This window comes from Leucogemmata humicola, assembly GCF_055379415.1.
This window is the reverse complement of record NZ_AP040875.1, coordinates 5,072,851-5,094,079: the sequence shown is the minus strand read 5'-3', so window position 1 is coordinate 5,094,079 and position 21,229 is coordinate 5,072,851. Positions and strand designations below refer to the sequence as shown.

Annotated in this window: 20 protein-coding genes; 14 read left to right on the top strand and 6 right to left on the bottom strand. The window is 62.9% G+C overall.

Features of this window, described 5'->3' with window-relative positions:
- Positions 1-31 precede the first annotated feature (31 nt).
- On the top strand, positions 32-511 hold the full coding sequence (locus AC6H4Z_RS21930) for a GreA/GreB family elongation factor (protein WP_497544105.1): 480 nt from the start codon (positions 32-34) through the stop codon (positions 509-511).
- On the opposite strand, the gene AC6H4Z_RS21925 is transcribed toward AC6H4Z_RS21930, so the two are convergent.
- From AC6H4Z_RS21925 to AC6H4Z_RS21905, 5 genes are all read right to left on the bottom strand, one after another.
- Positions 508-2,139, bottom strand: coding sequence for an HD-GYP domain-containing protein (locus AC6H4Z_RS21925; RefSeq protein ID WP_497544104.1), 1,632 nt, complete (start codon positions 2,137-2,139; stop codon positions 508-510). The genes AC6H4Z_RS21930 and AC6H4Z_RS21925 overlap by 4 nt on opposite strands.
- Positions 2,136-3,233, bottom strand: a complete 1,098-nt coding sequence (locus AC6H4Z_RS21920) for a sigma-54 interaction domain-containing protein (RefSeq protein WP_497544103.1) — start codon at positions 3,231-3,233, stop codon at positions 2,136-2,138. The genes AC6H4Z_RS21925 and AC6H4Z_RS21920 overlap by 4 nt, the downstream gene beginning before the upstream one ends.
- 58 nt (positions 3,234-3,291) lie before the next feature.
- Positions 3,292-4,350, bottom strand: a complete 1,059-nt coding sequence (locus tag AC6H4Z_RS21915; RefSeq protein ID WP_497544102.1) for a tetratricopeptide repeat protein — start codon at positions 4,348-4,350, stop codon at positions 3,292-3,294.
- 41 nt (positions 4,351-4,391) lie between these two features.
- Entirely contained in the window at positions 4,392-4,991 is a 600-nt protein-coding gene (locus AC6H4Z_RS21910) for a hypothetical protein (protein ID WP_497544101.1), read from the bottom strand.
- 223 nt (positions 4,992-5,214) lie between these two features.
- The gene (locus tag AC6H4Z_RS21905) at positions 5,215-6,804 is read right to left on the bottom strand and encodes a glycerol-3-phosphate dehydrogenase/oxidase (RefSeq protein WP_497544100.1); all 1,590 of its coding nucleotides are present in this window, start codon (positions 6,802-6,804) and stop codon (positions 5,215-5,217) included.
- A gap of 104 nt (positions 6,805-6,908) precedes the next feature.
- Between AC6H4Z_RS21905 and fadI the strand changes: the two genes are divergently transcribed.
- The 10 genes from fadI (at position 6,909) to AC6H4Z_RS21855 (ending at position 17,754) form a co-directional block, all read left to right on the top strand.
- Positions 6,909-8,201: an acetyl-CoA C-acyltransferase FadI gene (gene fadI / locus AC6H4Z_RS21900; protein ID WP_497544099.1), complete on the top strand. Its 1,293-nt coding sequence runs from the start codon at positions 6,909-6,911 to the stop codon at positions 8,199-8,201.
- Complete coding sequence (fadJ, locus tag AC6H4Z_RS21895) at positions 8,198-10,387, top strand: fatty acid oxidation complex subunit alpha FadJ (protein ID WP_497544098.1); 2,190 nt, start codon at positions 8,198-8,200, stop codon at positions 10,385-10,387. The genes fadI and fadJ overlap by 4 nt, the downstream gene beginning before the upstream one ends.
- A 116-nt stretch (positions 10,388-10,503) precedes the next feature.
- Complete coding sequence (locus AC6H4Z_RS21890) at positions 10,504-11,028, top strand: RNA polymerase sigma factor (RefSeq protein ID WP_497544097.1); 525 nt, start codon at positions 10,504-10,506, stop codon at positions 11,026-11,028.
- The gene (locus AC6H4Z_RS21885) at positions 11,021-11,599 is read left to right on the top strand and encodes an isoamylase early set domain-containing protein (RefSeq protein ID WP_497544096.1); all 579 of its coding nucleotides are present in this window, start codon (positions 11,021-11,023) and stop codon (positions 11,597-11,599) included. The genes AC6H4Z_RS21890 and AC6H4Z_RS21885 overlap by 8 nt, the downstream gene beginning before the upstream one ends.
- A complete protein-coding gene (locus AC6H4Z_RS21880) occupies positions 11,596-12,207 on the top strand; it encodes a hypothetical protein (protein ID WP_497544095.1) in 612 nt (203 codons plus the stop codon). The genes AC6H4Z_RS21885 and AC6H4Z_RS21880 overlap by 4 nt, the downstream gene beginning before the upstream one ends.
- Positions 12,208-12,263: 56 nt before the next feature.
- On the top strand, positions 12,264-14,141 hold the full coding sequence (locus AC6H4Z_RS21875) for a M14 family zinc carboxypeptidase (protein WP_497544094.1): 1,878 nt from the start codon (positions 12,264-12,266) through the stop codon (positions 14,139-14,141).
- Entirely contained in the window at positions 14,141-15,079 is a 939-nt protein-coding gene (locus AC6H4Z_RS21870) for a proline dehydrogenase family protein (protein WP_497544093.1), read from the top strand. Before AC6H4Z_RS21875 ends, AC6H4Z_RS21870 begins: the two co-directional genes overlap by 1 nt.
- Positions 15,079-15,501, top strand: a complete 423-nt coding sequence (locus tag AC6H4Z_RS21865) for a hypothetical protein (RefSeq protein WP_497544092.1) — start codon at positions 15,079-15,081, stop codon at positions 15,499-15,501. Before AC6H4Z_RS21870 ends, AC6H4Z_RS21865 begins: the two co-directional genes overlap by 1 nt.
- Positions 15,498-16,493: a ribosome small subunit-dependent GTPase A gene (rsgA, locus tag AC6H4Z_RS21860; RefSeq protein ID WP_497544091.1), complete on the top strand. Its 996-nt coding sequence runs from the start codon at positions 15,498-15,500 to the stop codon at positions 16,491-16,493. Before AC6H4Z_RS21865 ends, rsgA begins: the two co-directional genes overlap by 4 nt.
- A 292-nt stretch (positions 16,494-16,785) precedes the next feature.
- Positions 16,786-17,754 (top strand): tetratricopeptide repeat protein, encoded by a 969-nt coding sequence (locus AC6H4Z_RS21855; RefSeq protein WP_497544090.1) that lies wholly within the window; start codon positions 16,786-16,788, stop codon positions 17,752-17,754.
- Positions 17,755-17,769: 15 nt separating this feature from the next.
- On the opposite strand, the gene AC6H4Z_RS21850 is transcribed toward AC6H4Z_RS21855, so the two are convergent.
- Positions 17,770-18,546: a GntR family transcriptional regulator gene (locus AC6H4Z_RS21850; protein ID WP_497544089.1), complete on the bottom strand. Its 777-nt coding sequence runs from the start codon at positions 18,544-18,546 to the stop codon at positions 17,770-17,772.
- Positions 18,547-18,724: 178 nt separating this feature from the next.
- Between AC6H4Z_RS21850 and AC6H4Z_RS21845 the strand changes: the two genes are divergently transcribed.
- The 3 genes from AC6H4Z_RS21845 (at position 18,725) to AC6H4Z_RS21835 (ending at position 21,205) form a co-directional block, all read left to right on the top strand.
- Complete coding sequence (locus tag AC6H4Z_RS21845; protein WP_497544088.1) at positions 18,725-18,982, top strand: hypothetical protein; 258 nt, start codon at positions 18,725-18,727, stop codon at positions 18,980-18,982.
- Positions 18,979-20,196, top strand: coding sequence for a DNA polymerase Y family protein (locus tag AC6H4Z_RS21840; protein WP_497544087.1), 1,218 nt, complete (start codon positions 18,979-18,981; stop codon positions 20,194-20,196). Before AC6H4Z_RS21845 ends, AC6H4Z_RS21840 begins: the two co-directional genes overlap by 4 nt.
- Positions 20,197-20,332: 136 nt before the next feature.
- Positions 20,333-21,205, top strand: a complete 873-nt coding sequence (locus tag AC6H4Z_RS21835) for a GGDEF domain-containing protein (protein WP_497544086.1) — start codon at positions 20,333-20,335, stop codon at positions 21,203-21,205.
- The last annotated feature ends 24 nt before the right edge of the window (positions 21,206-21,229 follow it).

Below are 21,229 nucleotides of genomic sequence, written 5' to 3'. Positions count from 1 at the left end.
AGTTTTGTCGCCAGGAAGGCCTGCACCAATCATGATTGAAGAACTGAAGCAGAAGCTCGGAGAAGAAGTCGAAAAGCTCCAGCACGAGCTCAACGTCACGCTTCCCAACGAGATCCGGAAAGCTGTCGAACACGGCGACCTTCGTGAGAATAGCGAATACAAGGCCGCGCTCGAACGCCAGCAGTTCGTGCGCGCCCGGTTGGGTCAGCTTCGTGAGCGATTGAGCAAACTGGCGTCGATCGATCTAGCCCAGATTCCGACCGACCGTGTCGGCCTCGGCTCCAAAGTCGTGCTCGAAGACCAAAAGACCGGCGTCAAGGAAACCTACGATCTGGTTTTCGGCGACGCGCTCGAGTTCGAAGAAGGGCAGGTCACCATGGCGTCGCCGATCGGCCGTGCGCTGCTCAACAAATCGGTCGGGGAGATCGCGTATCTCAAGCTCCCCACCATGGTTCGTCAGCTCAAGGTGATCGAGCTACGCACCATTCACGAGGCGGAACGTAAGGCCTAGCTTGCCGCGGCGAGCGCCGACGGCGCTCCCAGCGTGTAGACCGTCGAGCTCCGCATGATCTGCTCGAAGCGTGGGAACATGTCGGGGTCGAACATCTTCCCGGTGTCCTTGGCCATCATCGTCAGCGCTTCGTCCCACGTGAAGGCACGACGATACGGCCGATCCGTGGTCAGCGCGTCGAACACATCCGCCACGCACACGATGCGCGCGCTCTCGGCGATGTCTTCGCCCGCAAGCTTGTCGGGATAGCCGCGGCCGTCCCAGCGCTCGTGGTGGCCTCGCACCAGCGGCAGGATGTCCCAGGGAAAGTCGATGTCGCGGAGCATGTCGTAGCCGGCGACCGTGTGCGTTTCCATGATCGCCCGCTCGTCGGCCGTCAGCGGGCCAGGCTTGTTCAAGATCTCTGATGGCACGGCGACCTTGCCGACATCGTGCAGCAGCGCGCCGATGCGGAACCAGAACATCGTGATTTCGTCATAGCCCCACTCGCGCGCCAACGCGCACGCATAGTCTGCCACGCGCTCGCAATGGCCCAGCGTGTAGGCGTCCTTCGATTCGATCGTGCCCGCCCAGCGCGCCACGAGGTCGAAGAATCGTGTTTCCAGCCGACTGATGCGCTTCTTGAGATCGGCGAGATGCGTCTGCGCCCTAAGCTTCGTGTACAACTGGTGCGCCTTCGAGAGCGCCTGCAGCGTCTCGCGATTCTTGCCCATCGACTCGTACAACTCGGCCTGTTCGCGCGACGTTTCCGCGGCGAGCAGGAGATCCTCGCGACTCATCGCATTCTCGTACGCCGTACCGAAGAAGCGAGCGGCGTCATCGAGCGATCCGCGTGTTCGGGCGATCACACCCATGTACTTGTACGTCTCGCCGAGGGCGCGATGGTCTTTCGCTACTGTGGCTTCGAGCAAGACGGTGTCGCACAGCGCCGACGCGCGTTGTACCTCGCCGCGCGCGAGCCACAGCTCGGTGGAATTCACCAGCGCGAGCAGTCGATGTGCCGAGTCGCCGACCGCGTCGCAATGCAGCAACGCTTCGTCATAGGCCGCGTGAGCCTCCTCCAGACGGTCGAGCTGCGTGTAGGCGAGGCCCATGTTGTTCAGCACGGGCCCGAGAAACTCACGGAGACCGGCCGTCCGGTACGTCACGAGGCTCGCCGCGTAGTGCTCGAGTGCCGCGCGAACATCGCCGCGCATGCTCGCGGCGATACCGAGATTCTGCGAGACCATTGCTCGTAAACGCTCATCGCCTGCCTCTCCCGCCAGCACGAGCGCCTGCGCGTACAAGCGCTCTGCTTCGTCGAGGTCACCGCGATGGCCGTTCGTGATCGCCATGAGATTCACGGCGTGCGCGATGCCAGCCTTGTCGCCGAGCGACTCGGACATGCCGAGCGCGCCAGTCAGACAGTCGAGCGCCGCGTCGAACTGGCCGTCGTCGACATATGAGCGGGCGATGCGGCGGATGATCGCCGGTGCTGCCGCTCCATCTTCAGTTCGCAACAGATACAGCGCGGCTTCGTATCGTCGGCGCGCAATCTCCCGCTGACCCGCACGATCAGAGCGCTGCGCCTCCTCGAGGAGCGTCGCAACCGCTGGCGACAAACCCTCGGGGTCGAGCGGAGCCTTCATCTGCTGTTTCCGTTCCCGTAGCCGTTGCCGTTCCCATTGCCATTCCCATTCCCGTTCCCGTTCCCATTTCCGTTCGACTCGGCGTGCACGCCGTTTCGCGGAACCATCTTCTTGGCGAGGGTCGGTCGAGAGATGCCGAGCAGTCGCGCGGCCGCGGCCTGATTGCCACCCGTGATCTTGAGCGTGAGCGCAACTGCCTCTCGCTCGACGTCGTCGAGCAGCTTACCAATCCTCGGAATCCGGATCTCGCCGATCGAATCGTCGGTGGTGACCGGACGAGCCGTGCGTCGCTGAATCATCAGATGCTCGGCGCGAACGATGAGCGAGTCAGCGCTGAGAATGGCGGCGCGCTCGACCACGTTCTTCAACTCACGAACGTTGCCGGGCCAGCGATGCACGAGTAGCGCGGCGATGGCATCGTCGGAGAAGCGCTTGGGCCGCTGGTGCTCGCGCGTTTCTTCGGCGAGGAAATGGCGCGCGGTGAGCTCGACGTCCTCGAGTCGTTCCCGGAGTGGCGGCAGCGTGATCGAGAAAACGTTCAAGCGATAATAGAGATCCTCGCGGAACTCACCCGTTGCCACGACTTGCTCGAGCATCGGGCTGCCCGCGGCGATGATGCGGCATTCGATTGGAAACTCGTCAAGCGCGCCAAGCCGACGCACGCGCCGCGACTCCAACGCGCGGAGGAGCTTGGGCTGGAGCTGCGTTGGCAGCTGATGGACTTCGTCGAGAAACAGCGTGCCCATGCCGGCCAGCTCGAGCAAACCTTGTTTGCGCGAGTGAGCGCCGGTGAACGCGCCGCGCTCGTGTCCGAACAGCTCGGACTCGAGCAGCGCTTCCGGGATCGCGGCGCAGTTGATCGCCACGAACGGCTCGTCGGCGTTTGCGCTGGCGTAGTGAATACCACGCGCAAAGAGTTCTTTGCCCGTGCCGGTTTCACCGATCAGCAGGACTGTCGTTCGGCGCGTCGACGCCACTCGCGTCGCGAGTTTCATCGCGTCGCGCAGAAGCGGACTGGCGCCAACGATTGTGCGGAAGCCGAACGCGGGTTCGGCCGAACTCACCTCGGTAACGCCGACTTCGGCGGTAGACACCGGGGACCTCGGAACGATAGAGAGAGCAACGGCGCGCCCAGGGCGGACGCGATCTTTGCTACAAGTATCGACCTGTGGTTCCGGTGCTTAACCGCTGTCGGACCCGACCCACCCACTGCCGAGCAGCGATCCTCTCGAAGGCTTCGAGGGCCGCGTTCCAGACCTCTCGCGCCGACCGCTCCTGACCCGCGGCATGCAGCGCGAGTCCAAACTGATAGAGCACCTCGGCGCCGAGCAGGGCGTCCTCGCCAATCGCGCTGAGTGTGAGCGCTTGCCGAAGCGTGTCGATCGCGTCGTCGGGCCGGCCGACGAGCCGCTGGTAGGCGCCCCGCAACTTGAGTGCGGCCGCCCGCCGCAGGTCATCGTGTCGCTGCTCGGCCACGTCCTGGGCGCGAGCAATCGACGCAAAAGCCTCGTCGTTCTTGCCGTGGATCAGCTCGAGCTCTGCGCGGTTTTCCTCGAGAATGCCTTCGGACATGAGGTCGCCGCGCGAGCGCGAAATCGCGATGGCTCGCTCAAAAGAGCTGCGGGCCTCGTCGTAATTGCCCTCTTTCAGTAGCAGGACACCGAGGTTGTTCAGGATCCAGCAAACGAGCTGCGAGTCGTTCGTCGACTCGAAGATTCGGAGGCTTACGCGGTAGTGCGCCTGCGCCGCCGCCGGGTTTCCCCGGATGTCGGCGAACATGCCGAGGTTCTGCTGGAGCATTCCCATGAGCCGCCGGTCGCCCGAACGCTCAGCAACTACTAGAGCGTCGGTAACAAGCAGTGCTGCCGTATTGATGTCGCCTCGACGCTGTGCAAGTGACGCCAAACAGTTGAGCGCATGGCCAATTCCAGCGTCGTACTTGAGGCGCGTGGCAATGGCCAAACTGCGCCGATAGAGCGGTTCCGCCTCGGAAGTTCGTCCGCGATCGCGAAATACCGAGCCCTGCCACCGGAGGACGTCTGAGAGAAGGCACGTATCGTCCTCTCCCGCGAGCATCGCGATCGCCTCGCGATTCCACTTGAGTGCATCGTCCGGCGAGCACCCTAGGCCGGCCGCGCGCGCCAGCTCAGCAAGCTGGCGCGCGTCGGCTGATCCGACGTGTCGTTCGTTGGTACGCTGAAAGGGAGTCATCGTGCGCCGATCGTCACGGGGGGGACCGTGTCGGGTCGGGTTTAGAACTGATCGTCCGAGTCGCGACCGCTGGCGTAGATGTACCCGGAGAAGTGCCAGATCGTGGAGACAGCCGTCCCGCTGAGCAGATCGATGTTGACGTTCAGCAACTCGGTCACGCTCGTCGGCTTGCTGGCATCCGGGTAATAGCCGAGGCGCACGCCGAGGTTGAGCAGGCTCTTGTCGGTCTTGGCGAGTCGGAGGTTCTGGGTCATCACGAGCGGAACCGCGAACTTCGTCCCATGCGGCTCGAAGTCGTACGCCAGCGTGGAGCCCGCGCGGGCCGTGATGCTGAAGTTGGTCGGCTTGCCCACGGCGAGCGGCGGGACGACGATCGTGACCCCGGCCTCGGGAATCGCAAGCGTACCACCGAGCACGCCGATCGTCTTGGAGACGGTCAGGTCGGAACGCAGGGGCGTGATGCGCTGCATCGGCGTGATGGTCTGCGGACCACCCAACAGCGAGCCGAGCGTGCTGGTCAGCGACGACTGGGGCGGAGCTATTTCGCTTTTCGGCGCGGCGGGATTGTCATTCGCGCAGCCGGTAGCGATGAACGTCGCTGCAATGGCTACGGCGACGGTGGTGAGAGAACGAAGGCGCATCGTTGCGATCCTCTGAAGTGTGGCGGTACTGCTTGCGGTTGAGCCTGCACTTAAGCAGCGCTCGTGCCACGCTCCCATCGCCATTACCTGCAACAACTTACGTGAAAAGTGATCGACCGCACAAACGCTGGAAGTCAACTTTCTTGGCGCCCCTTTTTCGGCATCAGCAAAGATTCTTGGCGCTCGCCGGATTGCCGCTGGTCGCTCGATTCGAGCGCTTCGGCTACTCGTCGTTGCTGAAGATTCGCTCAACCTCAGCCGCATAATCGTCGACGGCCTGCGCCTGAGCTTCGCTGTCCCAGGACAGGAGTGGGGCCAGCGCCTTGGCCACGCCCGGCGCGGCGTCCATCCCGTGATCGCGTGTCTCGAAAGCGAGGTGCGTTCGGCGAATCAGCAGATCGCCAATGGTCGCTGCCATCTCGTGACACGCCGCGTATCGGGCTTCGCCGATCGTGTACGGAAGGTCGTCGTGAAGTCGCGCGCGCCCGGCATTCTGGCTGATCTCGTCCCACGCCGCGCGCCACCGCGTTCCGTATGCCGACGTGAGGTGATCAGCCAGCGCGACGTCGTTCGTTGTCCGTGCGGCGTCGGCGATCAGATCGTCGAGCGATGTGAAGTCGCCACCGGGAAGCGGTGTCTCCTTAGCTCGTGCGCCAGTTTCGGTGCGCCGCAGCCGCTTCACGACGACGTCCACCACGTCGTGGGCCATCACGCGGTACGTCGTGAGCTTTCCGCCGGTGATGGAGATGACGCCTTCGGTGCTCGTGGAGATGGAATGCTCACGCGTTGCCGCGCCCGCGCTATCGCCAGCGCTGGCAATGAGTGGACGAATCCCTGCCCACGCGCTCACGACATCGTTGGGCGTAAGCGCTGCTCGCGGAAAGAATGCATTGGCCGAGTCGATGAGATAGCGCACGTCGTCATTCGAGGGCCGCACGGAGTCGGGCGACGATGTGGTGTATGTCTCCGTCGTTCCAATGATCGCGTGTGAACCACCCGGAAGTGCGAACAGCACTCGGCCGTCGTTTGGCGAGAGCAACGTCAGCGCGTGTCGGTTGCCGACGCGATCGCGTGGGACTGCGATGTGCGCGCCCTTGCTGCCGCGAACCTTCTGCGTCCACGGCCCGGTGGCGGTGACAATGACCGAGGCGCGAACATCGCCTCGATGTCCACTCAAAGCGTCCTCGACGGTGGCGCCGACTGCGCGGCCGCTCTCCACGATGAGTCCTGTCGACGCAACGTGGTTCACGACCACCGCGCCCGCTTCGACCGCCGAGAGTGCGTTGGCTAGTGTCAGGCGTGCGTCGTTTGTCGCGGCGTCAAAGTACGACGCGCCGCCCTCGAGTCCATCGGCGCGAAGTGCAGGTTCGTGCTCGAGCACCGCCGACCTACTCAGGCGATGATGGCGGTGCACGTTGCGGAACAGAGCGAGCGTGTCGTACAGCGTCAAACCTGCGCCGAGTTTCCAGCGGGGAATTCGTGCGCCGGCATACACGGGCCACGTGAACTCGAGCGGACGAACCAGATGCGGCGCTAGGCGGAGCAACCGTCGTCGTTCGGCGCTCGATTCGAAGACGAGCCGCAGATGTCCGTGCTCGAGATAGCGAACGCCGCCGTGTATGAGTCGCGACGACCGACTCGACGTGCCGCTCGCGAAGTCGTTCTTCTCGATTAGCGCCACGCGAAGGCCGCGCATCGCAGCGTCGCGCGCAATGCCGCAGCCCGTAATCCCGCCGCCGATGACCAGAAGGTCGAACGGTCGCTCACCCAACGCGGCGAGTTGTCTGGCACGTGAGACGGCAGCGGATGTCATTGTTCGAATGTTAGTCGGCCATGCCTCGGCGTCGACGTTCGTGCGGCCGTGCTCGCCCGTCTGCCCCCTCTACCACGGCCACCCCGACCCCCGCACCTTCAAGCATGGCAACTCTCGGCACCGGCCGGCGCGTCGCGATCGTCGCGGGCGTGCGCACTCCGTTTGCGCGCGCGGGAACGGCGTTCAAGAATCTGAGCGCGATCGAGCTCGGGAAACGATGCGTGGCCGAGCTCATTCAGCGAACGAATCTCGATGGCGATCTCGTCGAGGCAATCGTGTACGGCACCGTCGTCCCGTCGGTGCTTGCGCCAAACATCGCGCGCGAAGTGTCGCTCATGCCGATGCTGCCGCGCGGCTGCCAGGCATACACCGTGAGTCGCGCCTGCGCGTCGGCCAATCAGGCGATCACCGACGCCGCGGATCAGATCGCGCTCGGTCATCACGATGTCGTCATCGCGGGCGGTGCGGAATCGTTGTCGAACGTTCCGATTCTGCATTCGCGCAGCATGTCCGACAAGCTCGTCGCGCTGTCGCGCGCCAAGAGCGCTGGGCAGCGTGTGCGCATTGCTGGCTCGATTCGTCCGCGCGATCTCGTGCCCATCACGCCAGCGATCGCCGAGCCGTCGACGGGTGAGACAATGGGGCAGTCGGCGGAAAAGATGGCGAAGCTCAACCACATTCCGCGCGAGGAGCAGGATCAGTTCGCGCTGCGGTCGCACCGCCTTGCGGCTGTCGGCACCGAGGACGGAAGGCTGACATCGGAAATCGTTCCAGTGTACGTGCCGCCGCGCTATGAGACTGTTCTCACGAGCGACAACGGAATTCGCACGGACTCGTCGATCGAACAACTGCGTGCCCTCAAGCCCGTGTTCGACAAGCGATACGGCAGTGTCACGGCGGGCAATTCGTCGCCGCTCACCGACGGTGCGAGTGCCGTGTTGCTGATGAGCGAGGAGCGCGCACAGACCCTGGGGTATCAGCCGCTGGCCTTCATCCGCTCCTATGCGTACGCCGCGTTGGATCCTGGTGAGCAATTGCTCATGGGTCCGGTGCTCGCGGCGCCTGTCGCGCTGCAACGCGCCGGCCTTTCACTCGCCGACATAGACCTCGTCGAAATGCACGAGGCGTTCGCGGCTCAGGTGCTGTGTAACCTCGCCGGCTTCGTCTCACGCGAGTGGGCAGCGCGCGCCGGATTCTCCGAGCCTGTTGGCGAGGTCGATCGATCGAAGTTGAACGTCATGGGCGGTTCGATCTCGATCGGCCATCCCTTTGGCGCGACTGGTGGACGAATTCTCATCACCTTGGCCAATGAACTCATTCGCCGCGACGGGCAGTTCGGACTCATGACGGTGTGCGCCGCCGGTGGAATGGGTCACGCCATGGTGATCGAACGATGACAGCAGTCACGGGCGCGCCTCCGACGCTTTCGATGGGCGTGGACAACGACATCCTCGTTGTTACCATCGATCGGCCGGGCGAGGCGGTGAACACGCTGAGTCCAAGCCTCGTTGGGGAGTTCGAGGGATTGTTCATGCGGGTTGATGATGATCCGCTCATTAAGGGAGTCGTACTGATCTCCGGCAAGGCCGACAATTTCATTGCCGGCGCTGACATCGACCAGTTTCTCGAGATCAAATCGTCCGGCGAGGCGGAGCGAATCAGCCGGCTTGGCCAGGACCTGCTCCATCGCATGGAAGAGTTGCGCGTTCCCGTCGTGGCCGCGATTCACGGTGCCTGTCTGGGCGGAGGCCTCGAAACGGCGCTCGCGTGTCGTTATCGGATCTGCACCGACCATCCCAAAACGGCGCTCGGGCTTCCCGAAGTTCAGCTCGGGCTGATTCCCGGAATGGGCGGAACGCAGCGCCTACCACGCGTGGTGGGTTTGCAGGCGGCGCTCGACATGATTCTCACCGGGCGCAGCATCCGCGCAAAGCGCGCGCTGCAGATGGGTCTCGTCGATGAGATGGTGCATCCGGCAATCCTTCGCGACGTCGCGATCGACCGTGCGCGTGGGCTCGCCGCCGGCACCCGGGCGCCATCTCGGCCTCGCATTCGAGGTGCGTCGAGTCTGCTGCTCGAGCACAACCCGCTCGGTCGTAGCGTCGTTTTCAAGAAGGCGCGCGAAAGTGTCATGCAGAAGACGCATGGCCACTATCCCGCGCCGCTCGCCGCACTCGACGCAGTGCACGCCGGCTACACACGCGGCCTCGAAGGCGGTCTTCGCGAAGAGGCGCGGCTGTTCGGTGAGATGGCCGTGACGTCTGTATCGCGACAGCTCGTGTTTCTGTTCTTCGCGAGCAATGCGCTGAAGAAGGATCCAGGCGTCGACGAGCTGGCACCGCCGCCGCGCGAGATTCACAAGCTTGGTGTGCTCGGCGCCGGCTTCATGGGAGCGGGCATTGCGTCGATCGCAGTGCAGCAAGGCACGCTCGTGCGACTCAAAGACACCGACACCGCACGAATCGGCAAAGGTCTGGCGGCCATTCGCGGCGTGATCGACGAACGCTATTCGCGGAAACAGATCACGCGACAGCAAGTCGACGACTACCTGAGTCTCGTCGGCGGATCGACGGATTACTCCGGCTTTGCGTCGGTCGATCTCGTGATCGAAGCGGTCTTCGAGGAGATCGGCCTCAAGCATCGCGTGCTCGAAGAAGTGGAGCCGACGATCAATCCGGGCGCGATCTACGCGTCGAACACGAGCACCATTCCGATTGCACGCATCGCCGAGTCGGCGCGATATCCCGAGCGAGTGCTGGGCATGCACTTTTTCTCGCCCGTGCACAAAATGCCGTTGCTCGAAGTGATAGTGACACCGCATACCGATCCAGAAGCGACGGTGACGGCGGTGGCCTACGGAAAGAAGCTCGGAAAAACGGTCATCGTCGTGAACGATGGTCCCGGCTTCTATACGACGCGCACGCTATCGGCGTACATGAACGAGGCGGGCCGTCTCATTGAAGAGGGCGCGTCGATCGAATCCGTGGATCGAGCGCTCGTGGATTTCGGCTTTCCGGTTGGGCCGATCACGCTGCTCGACGAAGTTGGCATCGATGTCGGCGGCAAGGTCGGTCAGGTGCTGGGTGAAGCGTTCGGGCCGCGAATGGCGCCTTCCGAGGCAATGCACCGCGTGGTGGCGGCCGGACGCACGGGCAGAAAGGGCGGGAAGGGCTTCTATCGATATGACGGCGAGGGCGGGAAAGGTTCTGTCGACGAAAGCATCTACGAACTCGTTGGCGGCCAGCGTCGCGAGATCGATCCCGCGGAGATTACCCAGCGCTGCGTGTTGGCCATGGTGAACGAGGCCGCCCGCTGCCTGGACGAGGGAATCCTTCGCTCGCCCCGGGATGGAGACGTTGGCGCGGTCTTCGGAATCGGCTTTCCGCCCTTTCGTGGCGGACCCTTCCGCTACGTCGACAGCGTATCGGCGTCTCACATCGTAGATCAGTTGGAAGAGCTGAACACGCGTTTCCCAGGGCGCTTCCAGCCTGCGGAGGGGCTACTCGAGGCCGCGAGGTCGCGTCGGACGTATTACGCGTCGGATCGACGGAACGGTGGAACGGCGCAGTCCTCGGCGCTGTAACATCCTGTGCCTCACTCGTTCCGGTGCTTTTTCCACGGCCGAAATGAGCGATTTCCTTAATGTGACCCTCACCACATACCCCAGGTCTGTCCTTCGTGGAAGGTAGTTCAGACGCAGTGATCGTCGCCCGCGTCTTACGCGGGGATGTGGAGGTGTTCCGTGTTCTGGTCGAGAGGTATCGCGACCGGTACGCGCGCTACGCCGTCCATATGCTCGGCAATCGCGAGGACGCGGAGGAGGCGCTTCAGGATGCCTTTACGCGTGCCTATCGATCGCTGGCTCGATGCGAGGATCCGGAGCGCTTCGGCGCATGGCTGTTCCGCATTCTCGTCAACCGCTGCCGCACCATCGGGGCCCGGCGCGGTCGCCGAGCGCGAACCTTCGTCGTTGACGAAGTCGCGCTTCTCGAAGCCGCGGTGGAACACCCCGCTGACCGGGGCGCATGGCGCGAAGAAATCGATCGCGCGCTCGAGCGTCTCCGCCCGGAACAACGGGAAGCCTTCCTGCTGAAGTATGTGGAGGAACTGGGTTACGACGAAATGTCGCGGGTCACTGGAGTCGGTGTGTCGGCGCTCAAGATGCGAGTCATGCGCGCGTGCGACCGCCTTCGTGAACTGCTGAGTGAGGTGCAGAGTGCGTGACGAAAATGAAGGAAGACTGGATCGAATCGCGCGAGAGCTGAAAAAGCCCGTGCGCATCGACAGCTCATTCGACGCCCGCGTCATGCAGGCGGTGCGAGGGCTGCCGAGGCATTCGCGTTTCGGATTGTGGTCGCGTCTCACGACGCCGCGAAGCGTCATGGTCGCGCCGTTGTCGTGGGGACTGTTGGCTGCAGGAATCGCGGTCTTCTTCGTTCTTGGCGCGGTCCAATTCTCCGGCAATGGAGTCGGCTCGCAGAACGGCCGTTCTCTGTTTTCCAATACCGCCAAAGCTCAGCCGCAGCGCGTGCAGTTCGTGCTCGTCGCGCCCGACGCCAAAAAGGTCGCCGTCGTCGGCGATTTCAATGGCTGGGACGCGTCGCACGTTGCTTACCAGGCGCAGCATCGTGGCGGCGGCGTTTGGTCGGTCACCGCGCCGGTTCCGGTCGGACATCACCGCTATTCGTTTGTGGTCGACGACAGCCTTTGGATGACCGATCCCACGGCCCCGCGCGCAACTGACAGCGACTTTGGCGTAGCGAACTCGGCGATCGTCGTTTCGAACCAAGAATGAAGCTGTTCGCGCGAACGCTGGCGGTCTGTCTGCTGGCCAGCGGTGTGGCGGGCGCGCAGGACTCTGAACTCGCAGCCCGCCTCGACAAGCCAACGCTCGTGGCGGTTACTGCCATCATCGATTCGGCGCGAGTCGCCAAGCTCCCAACCAAGCCTCTCCACGACAAGGCGCTCGAAGGCGTCGCCAAGGGATCTGACGGTCCCAAGATCATTGTCGCGGTGCATCAGCTTTCTCTCCGGATGGGCTCGGCCAAGCGAACCCTCGGCTCCAGCGCCACGACTGAAGAGATCAAGTTGGCGGCGAGCGCGTTGGAATTGGGCGTTCCGGTGCGCGACGTCGCTCGTGTGCAGTCCGCATCGGGAAAGCGGGGTGTCACGATGCCCCTGTTCGTCCTGACCGATCTCATCGCGAGAGAAGTGCCGATCCCAACCGCCACAGACCTCGTGCTGCAGCTCACGCGAGCGGGCGTCAAAGACGGCGATTTGTCGACCTTCCAGCGTAACGTTCGCGCGGATATCGATCGCGGCGCGGATCCGACCGTCGCGGCCACGACCCGCGCCCGCGGCCTCGTGCTTCGCAACTCGACCCCGTCCAAGCCGTCAGAGTAGCGTCCTGGCGGACCGATCGGGTACAATTCCCCTTCTATCTCGCATTCGGGGAATTCATGCGTCGTGTCGCGCTCAGTCTCGCGGCTGTTGTCATCGCCGGAGCTTTGCCGGCTCAGCAGGTGGTCGATACTCATTCGATCCCTGCGCAGAGCAAGTACAATCTGAAGAGCTTCGTTGGTAAGCGTCCGCTGACGCGCGCCGAGCGAACGAACTTCACCGAGACGTCGCACTACGACGACGTCATCGTCTTCATCGACTCGCTCAAGAAGCTCGGCGCAAAGATCGCGACCGGCTCCATCGCCAAAACGGCGGAAGGACGCGAGCTGCCATACGTCATCGCATCGCGGCCGTTGATCACGACGCCTGCTGAAGCGAAGCGACTCAACCGTCCGGTCGCGTACATCCAGGCGAACATCCACGCCGGTGAGATCGAAGGCAAGGAAGCGATGCAGGCAATGCTTCGCGACCTGCTCTTCGACAAAAAGAAAAACGTTCTCGATTCGATCGTGCTGATTGTACAGCCGATTTACAATGCCGACGGCAACGAGAAATGGGGGCCGCAGGAACGCAATCGCGGCGCACAGAACGGTCCTGAGTTGGTCGGCACCAGGCAGAACGCGCAGGGTTGGAATCTCAATCGCGATTACATCGGCGCGGATGCTCCGGAGACGAAGGGCGCGTTCGCGATGCTCAACAAGTGGAATCCAGATCTGTTCATGGATCTCCACACGACCGACGGAAGCATTCACGGCTATGCGCTGACGTACGCGCCGCCGCTCACGCCGACTGCGGTGAACGTGCTGCCGTACGTCAACAACACGATGATCCCCGAAATCCGAAAGCGCTTGCTTGAGCGTGACGGTTTCGAGTCGATCGACTACGGCGACTTCAGTCGTCCGGGTGCAGCACGTGGTGGTCGTGGCGCTGGGCGCGGTGCTCCGACTGCTGCGGGCGCGGCGGCTGGTGGCCGCGGGGCTGATAGTGCGGCGCGCGGTGCTGGTCGCGGTGCCGCCGCTGGTGGCGGTGGCGGCTTCGGTGGTGGACGCGGTGTGTCGCTCGAACAGATGATCGCGGACTCTATCCCGCAGAGCGGTTGGGCCTTCTCGACGTACGAATCGCTCGCGCGCTACGGAACCAACTACTACGGATTGCGAAATCGCATTGCGATTCTCAGCGAAGCGTTCTCGCACGATCCGATGGATCGCCGAGTCGCGGCGACCTACGATTTCGTGAGCGAAATTCTGTCGTACCTCGCCGAACACAAGACGGAAATCATGAAGTTGAGCCGCGATGGTGAGGCCAAGGTTGCAGCTTGGGCCAAGAACCCAGGCTCGTCGCCAGCGCTGTCGCTCAAGTCGCGCATGGACACGACGCGCATCGAGAACGTACGCGTGGAGCAGATCACGCCGATCACCGATAGCAGCGTCAAGCGCGAGCCTGGAATGGGAATGCGCCAGCGTACCGGCATCATCAAGCTCGTTCGCATGCCTGTGATGGCGACGTTTACGCCGACGCTCACGAGCACGCTGCCCTTTGCGTACACGTTCGATTCGGTCACCGCCAAAGCGCTGCTGCCCATCTTCAAGGTGCATGGCATTGCCGTCGAACAGCTCGATGCACCAGCGACCGCGACTGCTCAGGCGTTTGCTGTCGATACGGTGATCGAACGCGGCCGTTCTGAAACGTCGCGTTTGCTCAAGGATGTGGGCGGGAAGTGGAATGAGCCTGCGACACGGACGCTGCCAAAGGGCACGTATGTCGTGCGTGCCGGCCAGCCATACGGCCTCGCGGCGTTCTACTTGCTCGAACCTGAGAGCGAGGATGGGCTCATGCAATGGAGCTTCTTCGACAACATCGTGGCGGCGCATGCCGACTTCCCAGTCGTTCGGATCACGAAGCCGGCGACCTTCCGATCACACGCCGTTCGTAACTGATGTTTCGCTCATCACTGCTGTACCTCTCGAATCAGCCGCGCGTCTTCCGCTTCGTGCGGAACAACAAGCTCGCCAAGAAATTCGCGTCACGCTTCGTCGCTGGTGAAACGTTGGACGAAGCGCTCACGGCGGTTCGGGCGCTCAACGCGCAGGGAATCACGGCCTCGCTCGATCTGCTGGGCGAGAGCGTCACGAACGAGCGAGAGGCGCGCACGACCGGAAGCGACTACCTCACGATCCTCGATCGGATTCATCAGCAGAAGCTGAACGCGAACGTGTCGCTCAAGCTCACGGCGATGGGTATGGACATCTCCGAGGAGCTGTGCGTTTCGATCATGCACGACGTGCTCGACCGCGCGCAGAAGTATGACACGTTCGTTCGGCTCGACATGGAGTCGAGCGCGTACACCGACCGCACGCTGTCGCTGTTCTACGACCGTCTGTACCCTGCGTACAAGGACAACGTCGGGATCGTGCTGCAGAGCTATCTCTACCGCACCTGGTCCGACGTTGAGCGCTCGGTGCAAGCAAAGTGTCGCGTGCGCATCTGCAAGGGCGCCTACAAGGAGCCCGCGGCTGTTGCGTTTCCCGACAAGAAGGAAGTCGATCAGAACTACATCAAGTGCGCGCACGAGCTGATCGAGCGCGGAAACTACCCAGGAATTGCCACGCACGATCCGGCGATCATTGCCGACGTCAAGAAGTTCGTGGCGGAGCGCGGTATCGATCCCTCGCGCTTCGAATTCCAGATGCTCTATGGCGTCCGGCGCGATCTTCAGCAGCAGTTGGTGCGCGAAGGATACGGTATGCGGGTGTACGTTCCATTCGGAACGCAGTGGTATCCGTATCTCATGCGTCGCTTGGCTGAACGACCCGCCAACGTCGCATTCATCACCGGCAACGTCATGCGCGAGATGATCGGACGCAGGAAATCCTGATGGCGTCCCATCGCCCGCACGCTCGATTCCAACCACCCGATCACTCCAAGGGTGATGAGTCGACGATCGGCGGGTACATGGCAGTGCACGATCGCCCTGCAGCATTCGAGGGGAGCGACGGCTTTTCGTACAGCGTCGAGATCATGGCCGACGAAACTGGGGAGAGCGCGCAGCCGTGGGGCGCGTTCTTCCTCTTCGTGAAGTGGGCGCGTATTGGAGCACAAACGCCCGAAGGCCATCTCGAGAGTGAGTACCTCGCGCACGGCCTCTCCGAGGCCGATGCGCGCCAACACCTCGGCCTCCTGCCGCTGGGCGACGTCAAGGATCTTCTCGATGATCTGATCGAGGAGCGCCGCGCGCGCGACGATGGGCGTCGCTGGTGGGACGCAATGCGCGATGAAGACGAAGGCTCTGCGCCATGACGGACGAGACGGCAATTCACGGCGCGGTCGTTGGCGGCACCGGTGGCATCTGGCAGGTGCGCACTGCCAACGGTGAGACCATTGAAGCCTCGATGCGCGGTCGATTGAAGAAATCGAATAGCGGGAAGCGCGCTGATGGATCGCTGCGTCGAGATACGATCCTCGCCGCGAGCGCGACGCTCAAGCTCGCCGTTGGCGACAACGTGATCGTCGAGCCGGGCGACCGCGGAGAGGCATGGGCGATTTCCGAAATCCTTCCGCGAAGCTCGAAGCTCGCGCGTCGCGCGCCGGGCGGCGGCCAGGGTGAGCGCATCGTCGCGGCAAACGTCGATCAGGTCGTAGTGATGTTCGCGGCGGCGAAGCCAGAGCCGCATCCGCGCATGCTCGATCGATTTCTCGTGATCGCCGAAGGCAATGAGCTCGCCGCACGGATCGTGATCAACAAAGTCGATCTCGTGGGCGAGGCCGTGGCGCGCGAGCGCTTCGACATCTACGAGCGCGCCGGCTATCCCGTTCACTATACCGGTGTGAAAGCCGCGATCGGGCTCGAGGGCATTCGCTCCGCGCTCGTTGGCCGACGCTCCGTGTTCACCGGCCCGTCTGGCGTGGGCAAGTCGTCGTTGCTGAACGCGTTGTTCCCTGGCGCGAACCTTCGCGTTGGTGCCATCAGCGAATCGGTAAACAAGGGACGGCATACGACTGTCGGCGCACTCATGCTACCGCTTCCAGGCGACGGCGCCGATGCCGGGTACGTCATCGATACTCCGGGGCTCCGCGAGGTTGGCCTCTGGTCACTGCCGTCCGAGCAGCTCGATCGCTGCTTTCCCGAGATGCGTGCGTTGCGAGACGAGTGTCGCTTCGCAGACTGTCGTCACGTCGCTGAGCCGGACTGCGCCATTCGCGACGCGGTTCGTGACGGCCGGATCAGCGAGCAGCGGTACGACAGCTATCTTCGGTTGCTCGAAGAACTCGAGTCGGCGGACCGAAACTGAGTGTGTCGGTATTCCCGGCGGTTCGGTGGCGCCTGGACGTAAAGCTTGGACACGAATGACACGAATCAAAACGAATCGAACCGCTGCCAGTACGGTGGGATACTGCCACACGCGGCCACGGTTCGATGTCTGTTTCATTCATGTCGTTCGTGTCCAAACGAATTTCGTCCCTGATACTCCGCCTGCGGCCGTGATAGGAAACTGAAATCGAGCCGTAAGGTCTCGCCTGTCAGCAAAACCGAGTGCACTGTTCTCGCGTACGGTGAACTATCCCACCCGATCGAGCCGCCCCATGCACTCTCGCTTCATCCTGTCGGTAGTGCTCCTCGCTGCTACACAGCAAGCCGTAGACGCGCAGTGCGCTCCCGCCGTTCAGAAGCTGATCACCGATCAGAAGTACGACGAAGCGAAGTCAGAGATGCAGGCGGTGGTGAAGAAGAACGGATCGGACGACGTCGCACTGCATTGCATGGGGCGTGTTTACCTCGCGATGGACAAGCCGAGCGACGCGATCGACTGGTTCGAGAAAGCGGTGAACGCGAACGAAAAAGTCTCGAATCATCACCTGTGGCTCGCCAACTCGCTCGGCCAGCAAGCAGAGCATACCAGCAAGATCAAGCTCCCGTTCCTGGCGCGGCGCATCAAATCAGAATTCGATCGGGCATCGCAGCTCGATCCTACGTCCATCGACGCGCGTCACGGGTTGATCGAGTTCTACTCCAAGGCGCCGGGCGTGATGGGCGGCAGCATGGACAAAGCGAAAGAGCAGGCGATCGAGATTCAAAAACTCAACGCCATGCGCGGCCATTTCGAGCTCGCGGCGTTGCTCGAGCGGGATAAGGATATCGCCGGCGCCGAGCGTGAATACACCGCCGCACTGGCGGCGGCGCCTGATAGTGCCGCGGCGTACAACAACCTCGGAAACTTCTTCCGCCGGCAGAAGCGCTACCCCGAGGCGATCATTACGTATGAGCGTTTGCTCAAGGCCAAGCCTGATGCCGTGACGGCGCATCTGAGCATTGGCGTCGCGCTGATGCAATCGAACCAGAGTCTCGATCGTGCCGAACACGAGATCAAGCAGTGGCTCGACGAATCGCCAAAGGACGCGCCGGCCCAAAACTTCAGCGTCGCCCACTACTTCTTGGGCATGGCGTACGAGAAGCAATCAAAGAAGGACGCCGCGCGGACGGAGTATCAGGCAGCGGTGACGGCGAATCCCAAGAACGAGGACGCGAAGCGCGCGCTCGCCGCGCTCAAATAGCGCGTGCGGGGCGAGCTACCAGGAGCCGCGCTCGCCCGCCATCGCAATGACCTTGCTGAGCCGATCGGCGGCGTGGCGCCAGTTTACCTGCACGGCGAGCTCGGCGTCGTCGGCGCGGCCCTCGTCGATTGCGCCGATGATGATGTCATGCTCATAGACCGACGTCCGGATATCGCTCGTCAGCATGCTGATATACATGCGGATGTAGCGCTCGGCCTGCGGCTTGACCGCGTCGTGAAGCGCCAGCAGACGCGGTCCAGCGCTCGCCTCGACGATACGGCGATGGAAACGCTCGTCGACGTCGTACAGAGCACCATGGTCGATCGGCACAACCTTGCCGGCCCGATGGAACTCGGCGTTTAGATTTTTCAAATCGCGGATGAGGTTGCGGCGGTCGTTCAACGGAACCAACGCTGCGCCGCGCGCGCCCATTCCTTCGAGCGCTCCAACGATGTTGAGTAGTTCGTAAACGTCGTCGCGCGTCAGTGGGGCCACCGTGAGACGCGACTGTTGCGCGCCCGGCGATCCCATGACATATCCTTCCTGTTGGAGACGCTGTAGCGCTTCCCGGACCGGTGTTCTGCTCACGCCAAGCCGCGACGCGATTTCCGTTTCAACGATGCGACTTCCCGGCGCGAGTAAACCTTGAACGATGAGGTCTCGGAGCCGCGCGTAAACCTGTTCGGGACGCGAGCCATGCGGGGCGTCAGCCGCGCTTCCCATTGGGAGCTCAGCCGACGGCGCTTCGCCGACCACGGCGGTTCGCGGGATTTGCTTTCGGGATGCAGGCATCGTCGGGGAATATACTGGATCCAAGTACTGCTGTCGGCAACTGCGCCCGGTCATTAACTGTTGCTCCGGCACGATTGCGCAACGACATTGAGACAACCATGCCGCCTGTCACCCCCATAGACCTACGGACGACCGGCGCCATCGCGTTCAAGCTGTCGTCGTACTCGCGGGTGGCGCTGTGAGCTGGGCACTGGACGAATTCTTCTCCGCCGTCGGCGAAGAGTTCGACGTCCCAACTGGTGACGCCGGCTACCTCGAGACGCCCGGCGCGGTGATCGACTTCGTCGTCGACAACACGTCGCCGACCGACGGCATGGACGACGAAGAGTTTCGCGACCACGTCGCGGGTGTCGTCGGCGAGATCATGGCCAGGACACTCGGAGTGACTCGGTACGACGAGTCATCCCGCTTCGTCCAGGATCTGCACATCAGGTGACGCCCCGACGGATTCTCTTGGCCGACGCCGACGCGTTCTTCGTCGCCGTGGCCCGAGCAGTCGACCCCGATGGCGCCGGCAAGGAGCCCCTGCTCATCGTTGGCGGCACGCGCGAAAGCCGCGGCGTCGTATGCTCGGCGTCGTATGAGGCGCGGAAGTTCGGCGTTCGGTCGGCAATGCCAATCTCGCGTGCGCTCCGTCTCTGCCCAAACGCGATGTGCGTTCCCGTGCCGAGTAAAGCATGCGGGCAAAAGAGCCGCGAGATCCGTGCTGCCCTCGAACACTTTTCGCCGGTTGTCGAGGGCGCGAGCGTCGACGAGTGGTACATGGATCTCGCTGGAACCGAAAAGCTGTACGACGACGAGCCGCTCGCTGTGACCGCGGCTCGTATGCGCGAGCACGTCAAGGCGAAAACGTCGCTCTCGGTCTCCATTGGTGGCGGCACGTCCAAGCTCGTCGCCAAACTCGCCGTCGAGCGCGCAAAGCCAAAGCCAGGCACCAGCGCCACGGGCGTTCACATCGTTGCGCCAGGTTCTGAAGCGTCATTCCTCGAAAGCTTTGAGCTCGCGGAGATTCCGTTCATTGGCCCGCGCTTCCAGGAGCGACTGGCCAAGTTCGGAATGCGCACCGTGCCTGATGTTCTTCAGTATGATCTCGTCACCCTCACTAGCTGGTTGGGTGAGCGAGAAGCGGCGTGGCTGTTCGACCGCGTCCGCGGCATCGATCACGGCGAGGTGGACTCGCGTGGCGACGCGAAAAGCATCAGTCGCGACGAGACGTTTCCGCAGGATATCAACGACGACCACGAGTTGGATCGCGAACTCCTCGCGCTGGTCACGCGTGCGGCAACCGACCTTCGTGCCGACGCGATGACCGCACGAACGATCACGGTCAGACTTCGTGACTACGACTTCAAGACACGGCAGGCCAGCCGGACGCTGGAGACCGCGGTGATCTCCGATCGCGTGATCCTCGAGACCGCGCATACGTTGCTGGCCAAGCTTCGGTCGGCGCGGCGTGTTCCGGCGCGACTCATCGGAGTTGGCCTCTCCTCCCTTGGCGCCGACGCGACCGCCGACCAGCTTACTCTGTTCGAGGTGCGCGACTCGCGAAACCGCGAAACCGATCGCGATCGGCTACTCGCCAGAACCGTCGACCGCGTCCGCGCTAAGTTCGGCGATCGCGGCATCCTTCCGGCGCGATTGATCGACTAAACGCGCCTGGGCCGCCTTCCGGGCCAGCGATCGTCTCGAATCATTCCGACCGGCCCTGGATTCGTCCAGTTCTGCCGATAATCTCGCTATGGATCCTGTGAGTTCCTTACCCATACAAAAACCGAAGCAAATTGCAGTGAGCTCCACGCGCTTTCGCAGCCTTTCCGATCCTGACAGCCTGCGCGAATTCGCGCGGCAATTGCGCGAGGGCATCTACATCATCACTCGGGACGGCCGCATTCTCGACGCGAACCCAGCGTTCCTCGAGATGTTTGGCGTTCCTACCGTTGCCGATTTCGGAACGTGGCGAGCAGTCGACCTCTTCGTCGACCCATCACGCCGCGTGGAAGAACTGCGACTGCTCGATCGCGACGGCTCGGTGCGCGAGTTCGAGATCGTCGTCAAACGCCCCGACGGCGTTCAGCGTACCGTGCTCGACACGTGCTATCTGATCAGAGATCCCGAGACCGGCGACGACTTGGTACACGGAATCATCGTCGATATCACGGCGCGCAAGCAGCTCGAGGCGCAGCTGCGAGAGATGAGCACGCACGACCCGCTCACCGGCGCGCTCAACCGCCGATACCTCGTCGAGCTGGATCAGCGCTTTCATGCCGATCCCGAACTCAAGTGCGGCTGCATTTTCGTCGACATCGATCATTTCAAGATCTATAACGACGCCCGCGGTCACCACGAGGGCGACGACGTGCTCAAGCGTATGGTGCGCTTCCTCATGCGGTACACTCGGCCCGAAGAAGCCGTACTTCGCTTTGGGGGTGACGAGTTCGTCGTCATCCTTCATGGCGCCGACGTCGCCGAAACGAAACTCGTCGCCGATCGCTTTCGCACCGAAGCGTTCGAGAAAGCACCTGTTCCATTCTCGCTCGGCTGGGCTGCCCGTGAGACTGGTGAGTCGGTGCAGCGCCTGCTCGATCGTGCCGACCGTGGCATGATGGCCGTGCGCGTGATGAAGCGTCAGAGCGATCCGAGGCTGAACACAGCGCGTTGACGGTTGGCCACGGCACTGTGGCTG